This window comes from Leptothrix toolikensis (SeqCode), assembly GCF_057922285.1.
In genome coordinates this window covers 1-9082 of the sequence record NZ_JBYSVC010000090.1, presented here as the reverse complement: position 1 = coordinate 9082, position 9082 = coordinate 1, and the positions used below count along the sequence as shown (strand labels likewise).

Annotated in this window: 11 protein-coding genes; 10 read left to right on the top strand and 1 reads right to left on the bottom strand. The window is 62.3% G+C overall.

Features of this window, described 5'->3' with window-relative positions:
- Nucleotides 1–881, bottom strand: an 881-nt coding sequence (locus tag AC3VI7_RS11105) for a helicase HerA-like domain-containing protein (protein WP_489671524.1), incomplete at its 3' end; no start/stop codon positions are given.
- Between the two features lie 70 nt (nt 882–951).
- Here AC3VI7_RS11105 and AC3VI7_RS11100 point away from each other — a divergent pair.
- Genes AC3VI7_RS11100 through AC3VI7_RS11055 form a run of 10 tightly spaced genes read left to right on the top strand, consistent with a single transcriptional unit; the run spans nt 952 to nt 8726 of the window.
- The gene (locus AC3VI7_RS11100; RefSeq protein WP_489669793.1) at nt 952–1671 is read left to right on the top strand and encodes a YebC/PmpR family DNA-binding transcriptional regulator; all 720 of its coding nucleotides are present in this window, start codon (nt 952–954) and stop codon (nt 1669–1671) included.
- A 2-nt stretch (nt 1672–1673) separates the two neighbouring features.
- Nucleotides 1674–2978, top strand: coding sequence for a phosphoribosylamine--glycine ligase (gene purD / locus AC3VI7_RS11095; RefSeq protein ID WP_489669792.1), 1305 nt, complete (start codon nt 1674–1676; stop codon nt 2976–2978).
- The gene (locus tag AC3VI7_RS11090) at nt 2975–3577 is read left to right on the top strand and encodes a 1-acyl-sn-glycerol-3-phosphate acyltransferase (RefSeq protein WP_489669791.1); all 603 of its coding nucleotides are present in this window, start codon (nt 2975–2977) and stop codon (nt 3575–3577) included. Before purD ends, AC3VI7_RS11090 begins: the two co-directional genes overlap by 4 nt.
- Before the next feature lie 38 nt (nt 3578–3615).
- Complete coding sequence (hemF, locus tag AC3VI7_RS11085; RefSeq protein WP_489669790.1) at nt 3616–4545, top strand: oxygen-dependent coproporphyrinogen oxidase; 930 nt, start codon at nt 3616–3618, stop codon at nt 4543–4545.
- The gene (nadD, locus tag AC3VI7_RS11080) at nt 4535–5209 is read left to right on the top strand and encodes a nicotinate-nucleotide adenylyltransferase (protein WP_489669789.1); all 675 of its coding nucleotides are present in this window, start codon (nt 4535–4537) and stop codon (nt 5207–5209) included. Before hemF ends, nadD begins: the two co-directional genes overlap by 11 nt.
- A complete protein-coding gene (gene rsfS, locus AC3VI7_RS11075; protein WP_489669788.1) occupies nt 5210–5902 on the top strand; it encodes a ribosome silencing factor in 693 nt (230 codons plus the stop codon). It abuts the gene before it with no gap.
- The gene (gene rlmH, locus AC3VI7_RS11070; protein WP_489669787.1) at nt 5899–6369 is read left to right on the top strand and encodes a 23S rRNA (pseudouridine(1915)-N(3))-methyltransferase RlmH; all 471 of its coding nucleotides are present in this window, start codon (nt 5899–5901) and stop codon (nt 6367–6369) included. The genes rsfS and rlmH overlap by 4 nt, the downstream gene beginning before the upstream one ends.
- 40 nt (nt 6370–6409) lie before the next feature.
- Nucleotides 6410–7021 carry a Maf family protein gene (locus AC3VI7_RS11065; protein ID WP_489669786.1) on the top strand — a complete coding sequence of 204 codons (612 nt, stop codon included), beginning with the start codon at nt 6410–6412 and terminating at the stop codon, nt 7019–7021.
- A 20-nt stretch (nt 7022–7041) separates the two neighbouring features.
- Nucleotides 7042–8529 (top strand): ribonuclease G, encoded by a 1488-nt coding sequence (rng, locus tag AC3VI7_RS11060; protein ID WP_489669785.1) that lies wholly within the window; start codon nt 7042–7044, stop codon nt 8527–8529.
- Between the two features lie 44 nt (nt 8530–8573).
- On the top strand, nt 8574–8726 hold the full coding sequence (locus tag AC3VI7_RS11055; RefSeq protein WP_489669784.1) for a hypothetical protein: 153 nt from the start codon (nt 8574–8576) through the stop codon (nt 8724–8726).
- The last annotated feature ends 356 nt before the right edge of the window (nt 8727–9082 follow it).

Here is a 9082-nt window from a genome sequence, read left to right as displayed (position 1 = left end):
CGCACCAGCCGCACCACGTGCTCGATGCGCTCTTGCAGCATCTTGGGCGCATCGTTAAAGAGCAGATGCGCTTCATCAAAGAAGAACACCAACTTGGGCTGATCGAGATCGCCGACCTCCGGCAGCGTCTCGAATAGCTCGGACAGCAGCCAGAGCAAGAACGTGGCGTACAAGCGCGGCGCGGCCAGCAATTGATCGGCGGCAAGGATGTTGATCACGCCCATGCGTTGGCCGTGGATATCGAGGCTTTGCATGAAGTCGTCGATCACGAGCATCGGCTCGCCGAAGAACCGATCCCCGCCTTGACTCTCGATTTGGATCAGGCCGCGTTGGATGGCCCCGATCGAGGCGGCGCTGATGTTGCCGTATGACGTGGTGAACAAGCTGGCGTTGTCGCCCACGTGTTGCAGCATGGCGCGCAGATCTTTTAGATCAAGCAGCAGCAAACCGTCGTCGTCGGCGATGCGAAACACCAGTTGCAGCACCCCTTGTTGGGTGTCATTGAGGTTGAGCATGCGCGCCAGCAGCAAAGGGCCGATGTCGCTCACGGTGGCACGCACGGGGTGGCCTTGTTCGCCAAAGACATCCCAAAGGGTGGTGGGGCACGCGGCAAAAGAGGGCGCATCCAAGCCGCGCTCGCTCAACGTGCGCTTGAGCTTGTCGGTGAGCTGCCCGGCTTGGCTGATGCCGCTCAGATCGCCTTTGACATCGGCCATAAAGACCGGCACGCCCAAGCGCGAGAAACTCTCGGCGAGCTTTTGAAGGGTGATGGTTTTGCCGCTGCCCGTGGCCCCCGTGATGAGGCCATGACGGTTGGCCAAAGCGGGCAGAAGGTGCGACATGACGCCACCGTGACGGGCCAGAAGGATCGGATCAGACATCGAAAACCTCGGCGTGGCAGGGCTGAAAAGTAGAATGCCAGTCTAGCGAAAAATTATCCGAGGAGCCTTCATGGCCGGTCATTCCAAGTGGGCCAATATCCAGCATCGCAAAGGCCGTCAGGACGAAAAGCGCGGCAAGGTCTGGACCCGCATCATCCGTGAAATCACGGTTTCTGCCCGCCAAGGTGGCGGCGACATCAGCATCAATCCGCGTTTGCGTTTGGCCATCGACAAGGCCAAGGCAGCCAACATGCCGGCTGATCGCATCAAGTACAACATTGATAAGGCTTCGGGCGCGCTGGAAGGCGTGAACTACGAAGAAATCCGCTACGAGGGTTACGGCATCGGCGGCGCGGCGATCATCATCGACACCATGACCGACAACCGTGTGCGCACGGTGGCTGAAATTCGGCATGCTTTTAGCAAGTACGGCGGCAACTTGGGCACCGAAGGCTCGGTGGCCTTCCAGTTCAAACACTGTGGTCAGATCGTCTTTGCCCCGGGCGTGAGCGAAGACAAGGTCATGGACGTGGCGCTGGAAGCTGGCGCTGAAGATGTGATCACCCACGACGACGGTGCCATCGAGGTGCTGACCTCACCGACTGATTTTGAAGCGGTGCGCAATGCGCTTGACGCCACGGGGCTCAAGCATGAGCTGGCCGAAGTCACGATGCGCGCTGAAAACACCATTGAGCTGACCGGCGATGACGCCGCACGCATGCAAAAACTCTTGGACGTCCTTGAAGATCTCGACGACGCCCAAGCCATCCATCACAACGCGGTGCTCTGATCATGAAAGTGCTTGTTATTGGTTCAGGCGGGCGTGAACACGCCTTGGCTTGGAAACTCACGCAGGCTGAGCGCGTGCAAAAAGTCTTTGTGGCCCCCGGCAACGGCGGCACCGCTGCCGATGCACGTTTGCGCAACGTGCCCATCAACGACGTTGAGGCGCTGGCCGACTTTGCGGTGAGCGAGAAGATCGCCCTGACCGTGGTCGGCCCCGAAGTGCCGCTCTCGGCGGGCGTGGTCGATGTGTTTCGTGCCCGTGGCTTGCGTATCTTTGGCCCGACCAAGGCCGCAGCGCAGCTTGAAAGCTCCAAGGCCTTCGCCAAGGACTTCATGAAGCGCCACAAGATCCCGACCGCTGCCTACGAAACCTTCAGCGATGTGGCAGCGGCGCATGCCTACGTGGACAAAATGGGCGCGCCCATCGTCATCAAGGCCGACGGTTTGGCCGCTGGCAAAGGCGTGGTGGTGGCAATGTCGCTTGAAGAAGCGCATCAGGCCGTGGACTGGATGCTGGCCGACGACGCGGGCAACACCTTGGGCGTGAAGCACAACGCCGGTGGCGCGCGCGTCGTCATTGAAGAGTTCTTGGCCGGCGAAGAAGCCAGCTTCATCGTCATGGTTGATGGCAAGAACATCTTGCCGTTGGCCACCAGCCAAGACCACAAGCGGCTGGGTGATGCGGACACGGGTCCCAACACCGGCGGCATGGGTGCTTACTCGCCCGCGCCGGTGGTCACACCCAATGTGCATGCCAAGGTGATGCAAGACATCATCCGCCCCACGGTCGAAGGCATGGCCCGCGACGGCATCACCTTCACGGGCTTTCTCTACGCCGGTTTGATGATCGACGCCAAGGGCCAAGTCAAGACGCTGGAGTTCAACACCCGCATGGGCGACCCCGAAACGCAGCCGATCATGATGCGTTTCAAGAGCGACTTGTTTGAGGTGCTGATGCACGCCACCGACGGCACGCTTGATCAAGTCGAGCTGGTGTGGGATCGCCGTGTGGCGCTCGGTGTGGTGCTGGCTGCTCATGGCTACCCCTTGGAGCCGCGCAAGGGGGACCGCATCACCGGGCTGCCCGAAGAGGCCGAGGACTGCATGGTGTTCCACGCGGGCACCAGCTCGGTGGTGCCTTTGTCGCCAGCGGCAGGGGTACTCACCAGCGGTGGGCGGGTGCTGTGCGTGACGGCCTTGGGCGATACGGTCAAAACGACGCAGCAACGCGTGTATCAGTCGGTGCGCTCCATCCGTTTCGAGGGCATGCAGTTCCGCAACGACATCGGCTATCGGGCGATCAAGCGTTGAGCCCGTTCACCACCCCTGCTGTGCCGCCGCACGGCCGAGCCTGGGTGGCGCGGCTGCTGCGCGTTGGGGGCTGGCGCGTGCATTACAGCGGCTTGCCCGCCCGCCAAGGCGTGATCATCGTGGCCCCGCACACCTCCAACTGGGACTTCGTGGTGGGCCTTTTGGTCAAGTGGGCTGTGGGCATCCCGGCCCGTTTTTGGGCCAAGAACAGCCTGTTTCGCTGGCCGATTTTGGGCCCATGGCTGCGCTGGTTGGGCGGGGTGCCGATTGATCGGCAGGCGTCCACGGGCATGGTGGGCGGCGCGGTGGACGCTCTGCGCCGCGCCCGCGAAACCGACGAGGTGCTCTGGGTGGTCGTGACCCCCGAAGGCACCCGCAGTCGCACGCAGGGCTGGCGCTCGGGCTTCTATCACGTGGCCCATGGGGCCGAGGTGCCCTTGGGGCTGGCGGTGCTCGACTTTGGTCGCAAGGAAGTCCGCCTAGAAACGTTCATCCGGCTCAGTGGCCATGTCGAACAAGACATGGCGCAGATCGCCGAAACTTATGCGCAGGCACAAGGGGCGCATCCCGCTTCCTTCGGGCCGGTCCGCCTGCGTTGATGCCGTTGTATTTTCAAAAAGATGAGGAGACCCAAACCATGACGACCCCAATCACGCCCGCCGATGTGCGGGCTTATCTACTTGGTCTGCAAGAACGCATTTGCAGCACCGTGGGTGCCGAAGACGGCAAGATGTTCATCAGTGACGCTTGGCAGCGTCCGGCCGGTGGTCGGCTGGAAGGCGAGGGCATCACCCGCTTGGTGGAAGAGGGCAACTTGCTGGAGCGTGGCGGCTGTGCCTTCTCGCACGTGCGCGGCCCGGCTCTGCCACCCTCGGCCACCCAGCATCGCCCTGAACTGGCCGGTGCGCCTTTCGAGGCCATGGGCGTGTCGCTGGTTTTCCACCCGCGCAACCCCTACGTGCCCACCGTCCACATGAACGTGCGCATGATCTCGGCCGTCAATCCGGCTGGCGAGACCGTGGCTTGGTTTGGCGGCGGCATGGACTTGACGCCGTACTACGGCTTTGAAGAAGACGCCGTGCATTTCCACCAAGTTTGCCGCGATGCGCTCGAACCCTTCGGTGCCGATCTGTTCCCGCGCTTCAAGGCGTGGTGCGACGAGTACTTCTTCCTCAAGCACCGCAATGAGCCCCGTGGCGTGGGCGGCATCTTCTTTGATGACTTCTCTGAGCTAGGCCTAGAAGGCAGCTTTGCCATGCTGCGCGCCGTGGGTGATGCCTTCTTGGAAACGTGGCTGCCGATTGCCAAGAAGCGCCGCAACACGCCTTACGGTGAGCGCGAGCGGGAGTTCCAAGCCTTCCGTCGTGGGCGCTATGTCGAGTTCAACTTGGTGTGGGATCGGGGCACGCTGTTTGGCCTGCAATCGGGCGGCCGCACCGAATCCATCCTGATGTCGATGCCGCCGCTGGCGCGCTGGGGCTACCAGTGGGCGCCGGAGGCGGGCTCGGCCGAAGCGCGGCTCTACAGCGACTTCTTGCGTCCGCGTGATTGGGCGCATGGGGGTTAAATCTCTGCGTATCGGGCTGTTCGGCGGCAGTTTTGATCCGGTGCATGCCGGTCACCTCGCCTTGGCTTGTGCCGCCCAGCAGCAACTTGGCCTTGACCAGTTGCGCTGGATCCCCGCCGGTCAGCCTTGGCAAAAACCTCAGGGGCTGCTGGCGGCGGAGCATCGTTTGGCGATGTTGGCGCGCGTGCTCAAGGGCTGCCCTGAACATGTTCTTGATGCCTGCGAAATCAACCGTGTTGGCCCGAGTTACACGGTGCAGACCTTGCGCGAGTTGCAAGCCCCCTTGCATCACCGCCAGAACGTGCAATGGTTTTTGCTGATGGGCCAAGACCAATACGCTCGTTTAAGCACTTGGCACGCTTGGAGCGAGGTGGTCCAGCGGGCCGATTTGGCCGTGGTGGCGCGCGATGGCGAGCCTCCTGAGAGCACACCCGAGGTGCTGGCCGCCCTGCGTCAAGCAGGTCGTTCGGTGCATACCGTCACAATGCGGGCTGCGGCAGTGTCTTCGACGCTGCTGCGCGAGCGCTTGCATGCGGGTGTGGCCGCGCATCAACTGGTGCCTTTGGGGCTGGATGAGCGTGTGGCTGACTACATTGAGCAGCACGGTTTGTACCGTCCGGCGCTCAAATCCTTAGATTACAAACAACAGAACGCATCAAACTGAATGGATATCCGCAAGCTGCAACGTGCCATCGTCGATGGCCTGGAAGATGTCAAGGCCCAGGACATCGTGGTGTACAACACCGAGCACCTCTCACCGCTGTTTGAGCGCATCGTCGTGGCCTCCGGCACCAGCAACCGGCAGACCAAGGCCTTGGCCGCCAGTGTGCGTGACGCGGTTCGGGCGCGGGGCGGCGAAGTCCTCAGCACCGAAGGTGAAGGCAATGGCGAATGGATCATTGTGGACTGCGGCCAAGCCGTGGTGCATGTGATGCAGCCGGTGATTCGCCAGTACTACAACTTGGAAGAAATCTGGGGTGGCAAGGCGGTGCGGATGAAGCTCGGCAGCGCCACCCAAGGCTTGGTCAAGGCCTCGGACGATGCCATGGACGACGACACTGACGCCGCGCCCGTGGTGAAGAAGAGCCGCTCAGCCGTTAACACCGCTGCGCCGGCCGTGCCCAAGAAGCGCCCGCCCGCCAAGACCGCTGAAGCCCAAGGGGCCGCCGCCAAGAAGGCTGTACCGCGCCGCAAAAAGACCACGCCGACGAACATCGAAACCATCGTGGCCCGGACCCCCTCGCCGCGTCCCACGGGCCGCAACAAGGCCGGCTTCAAGGCGATTGCCGAGAAGGCCGCTGGCAAGCCGGCACGCAAGGCCCCGGCCAAACGCACCAAGACCACGATACGGGCATGAAGTTGCTGCTGGTGGCCGTCGGCCAGCGCATGCCAGCTTGGGCGGAGACGGCGTATGAGGATTACGCCAAGCGTTTCCCGCCCGATCTGCCCTTGACGCTCAAGGCAGTCAAGACCGAGCCCCGTACCCAAGGCAAGCCTGTGCCGGCCTTGATGGCGGCTGAGAAAAGCCGCATCGAAGCGGCCTTGCCCAAGGGCGTGCGCCGTGTGGTGCTGGACGAGCACGGCGCTCGGCTCACCACGGTGCAGTTGGCGGCGCGTTTGCAGGCGTGGCAACACGATGGGCGCGATGTGGCGTTGCTCATCGGCGGCCCCGATGGGCTTGATCCCGAGCTGCAAGCCAGCGCGGACGAAGCCTTGCGCTTGTCCGATCTGACCTTGCCGCACGCTTTTGCGCGGGTGTTGTTGGCTGAGGCGCTTTACCGCGCTTGGTCGCTCAACACCGGGCACCCGTATCACCGGGAATAACGTGGTTAAGGTGACCAACGTGGTTTCATGCCCTTCGCCCGTGCTTTATCTCGCCTCGCAAAGCCCGCGACGCCGCCAGCTGCTCGACCAGATCGGGGTGTGCCACGAATTGCTCTTGCCCTTGGCGGGCGAGGACGCCGAAGCGCTTGAGGCGACCCGCCACGGCGAATCGCCACGGCGTTATGTCGAGCGCGTGACGCGCGCCAAATGGGCGGCGGCCTGCGACCGGCACAAGGCCTGCGACTTGCCACCGGGGTGGATTCTTTGCGCTGATACCACTGTGGCCTTGGGCGATCTGATTTTGGGCAAGCCCGAGGACCCGGCCGACGCTGCACGCATCCTGCGCCTGCTCTCGGGCCAGACCCACCGGGTGCTCACGGCGGTGATGGTGGGCCGTTCGGACGCTGTCGCGGCACCCAAGACCGCAGGGCTGGCGGTGAGTGTGTCAAGGGTGCGTTGGGTCGAGGTGTTGCAAGCCGACATCGACGCCTATGTGGCCAGTGGGGAGCCGATGGGCAAGGCCGGGGCTTATGCGATCCAGAGCCGTGCAGCGATGTGGATTGAGCACATCCAGGGCAGTTATTCCGGCATCATGGGGCTGCCCTTGTTTGAAACATCGCGCTTGCTACGCCAAGCCGGTTGGCCCCTCTGAAAGACATAACAACATCCCCTATGCAAGACATCCTTGTGAACTGGACGCCGCAGGAAACGCGCGTGGCCACCGTCGAAAACGGGGTCGTTCAGGACTTGCACATTGAGCGCACGCTGGAGCGCGGTTTGGTCGGCAACGTCTACGCCGGCCGTGTGGCGCGGGTGCTGCCGGGCATGCAGTCGGCCTTTATCGACATTGGCCTAGAGCGTGCCGCCTTCTTGCACGTGGCCGATGTGCATGTGCCGGGTGTCGGTCACCATGGCCGGGGGCCGCAGACCGAGGGCGTCGCCGCACCCTTGATCGAGAAGCATGTCTTCGATGGTCAGGTGTTGATCGTGCAAGTCATCAAGGACCCGATTGGTTCTAAGGGCGCACGGCTTTCGACCCAGATCTCGATTGCTGGGCGTTTGTTGGTCTACTTGCCGCAAGACGAGCACATCGGGATCTCGCAAAAGATCGGCTCGGGCGAGCTGCGTGATCAGTTGCGCCAGCGCATGAACAAGCTGGTGGGTACGCGCGAGGAGGGTGGGGGTGGCGGATTCATTCTGCGCACCAACGCCGAAGATGCGACCGACGCCGAGCTTGCGGATGACATCGCCTATCTGCGCAAAACGTGGTCCGAGATCCGCGCCACAGCCTTGCGCAGCCCGCCGGGCTCGATGCTGCACGAAGACTTGCGGTTGATCCAGCGGGTGTTGCGCGATTTGGTGGGCGAGCAAACCCAGTCGATTCGGGTGGACTCGGGCATGCAGTTCGAAGCGCTCAGCGCCTTTGGGCAGCGTTATATGCCCAGTGCGGTGGCGCGTTTGCAGCATTACAAGGGCGACCGGCCGCTGTTTGATCTCTACAACATCGACCAAGAAATCGAGCGCGCCTTGGCGCGGCGGGTGGATCTGAAGTCGGGTGGCTACTTGGTCTTTGACCAGACCGAGGCGATGACCACCATCGACGTCAATACCGGCGGCTATGTGGGTGCGCGCAATTTCGACGACACCATTTTCAAGACCAATCTAGAAGCCGCTTGGGTGATTGCGCGCCAACTGCGGCTGCGCAACTTGGGCGGCATCATCATCATCGACTTCATCGACATGGTGCGCTCCGACCATCAAGACGCCGTGCTGGCCGAGCTGCGCAAACAGCTCGGGCGGGATCGCACCAAGGTGACGGTGAGCGGTTTTACGCAGCTTGGCTTGGTGGAGCTCACCCGCAAGCGCACCCGCGAGTCACTGGCCCACATGCTGTGCCAACCCTGCCCAACCTGCCAAGGCCGTGGTCAGGTGAAGAACGCCCGCACCGTTTGCTACAACATCCTGCGCGAGATCCTGCGCGAAGCCCGCCAATTCGACCCCCAAGAATTCCGTGTCATCGCCGCCCCCTCGGTGGTCGAAATGCTCCTCGATGAAGAAAGCGCCCACCTCGCCGGCCTCTCCGAATTCATCGGCAAACGCATCTCCATGCAAACCGAAGCCTCGATGAACCCGGAGCAGTACGACATCGTTTTGATGTGAGGGGCCTCGGTCTGATGCATTCATGCCGTCCGCACGATGAAGCCGTGGTCGAATTGCTCAAGGCCGATCCGTCGTTTGCGGACGAATATCTCGCCGCAGCCCTGGACGAGGCCAGTGAACCGGGCGGACATGCAACCTTGCTGGCCGCGTTGGTTCGTTCCATGTGGCGGATCCAAACTGCTTACGTCAGGCGTTAGAAATCATGAATTGGTTCTGGTCGAAGTCACGCTCCGGTAAGGCTGTCGAGGCTGGACTGAACATTCTTGACGGCACAATCGGATTCGGCTTGGTGTCCGGGGCTGCTGTGGCTGCGGTGTTTGGAAAGTTTTTTCTTGGCGGATTTCTGGTGGCAGTTGCCCTTGGCGTATTTGCACGTCTGAAGCGCCGCACGAAGTCCAAGCCTTCTACGCACAGGTTTTCTTAGATGCTTCACCAATTTCTAACCTTGCGCTCCAGCTGACTGCCTGCGGCAGCCGCTGAGCGTGCTCTCAGGCAGGTGCGCCAGAACAAAGGCGTGCCGGGCAGCGCGTGATGGCCAACCTGACGCGCTGGA